General features: G+C 37.7%; 1 protein-coding gene. It reads left to right on the top strand.

Features of this window, described 5'->3' with window-relative positions; all coding sequences use genetic code 11:
* Positions 1 to 260: 260 nt before the first annotated feature.
* On the top strand, positions 261 to 746 hold the full coding sequence (locus BIY29_RS19890; protein WP_121576722.1) for an Hcp family type VI secretion system effector: 486 nt from the start codon (positions 261 to 263) through the stop codon (positions 744 to 746).
* The last annotated feature ends 168 nt before the right edge of the window (positions 747 to 914 follow it).

The following is a 914-nucleotide window of genomic DNA, read 5'->3' as shown; positions in this document are numbered from 1 at the left end:
CATCTTAGAATAAGAAAATCACTTGTAAAACTATTTCATTAAATGTGTTTATCATGTTGAAAATTATTTCCAAAAATCATTAGAGCTATTTCGTTCTCAGTCAACGGGGAACATCCATCATAATTTATAAATGAGCAAATCGATTCGCTGAGTTCTTTGATATCCATACCATCCTAATTATTAGGATTGCATCAATGGCTTTGGTCGTCCATTAACGATAATATCTACAAAGCTCAAAAACCCTTGAAAAGGAAATTTATATGGCTAATTATGCATACATGACTATCGAAGGTAAATCACAGGGATTGATTTCTGAGGGTTGCTCCACATTAGAATCGATTGGTAACCGCTATCAGGCGGGGCATACCGATGAAATCATGATTTTGGCTTTTAACCACATGATGAGTAATGACGGTCATGCTGTTCATAATCCTATCACCCTGGTGAAACCTATCGATAAGTCGACACCGTTACTGGCAATGGCATTGGATAAACAAGAGAAGGTTAAAGTATTAATCGATTTTTACCGCACCACACAACATGCAAAACAAGAGAAGTTTTTCTCCATTCAGATCAATGATGGACTCATATCAGATATCAACCTCGTCATGCCTAACATCATTGATGATGGTGCTGGCCTGATATTGGAGCATATCTCTATCAGATATAAAGATGTTACATGGACGCATCACAAGGCTGGAACCTCTGGTTATGCATTATGGGAAATGACGAAGTTCATGAACTAAATAAGTGCAGGGGAGACCCTGCACTTATTTTTCATCAAGCCATGTGAAGAGTTTCCCTAATCCGAAGCAGACTGCAATGGCGATGACGAGATGAATAGTCTTTTCATTCCACGGAGCATATCCAACCAATAAAATATAGATGATACAAAGAAAGGATATGCTGAAAAG

Source organism: Brenneria alni, from assembly GCF_003666245.1.
In the GTDB taxonomy this organism is placed as follows: Bacteria; Pseudomonadota; Gammaproteobacteria; order Enterobacterales; family Enterobacteriaceae; genus Brenneria; species Brenneria alni.
Note: the sequence above shows the minus strand (reverse complement) of the source record. Positions and strands in the feature narration are given on the sequence as shown.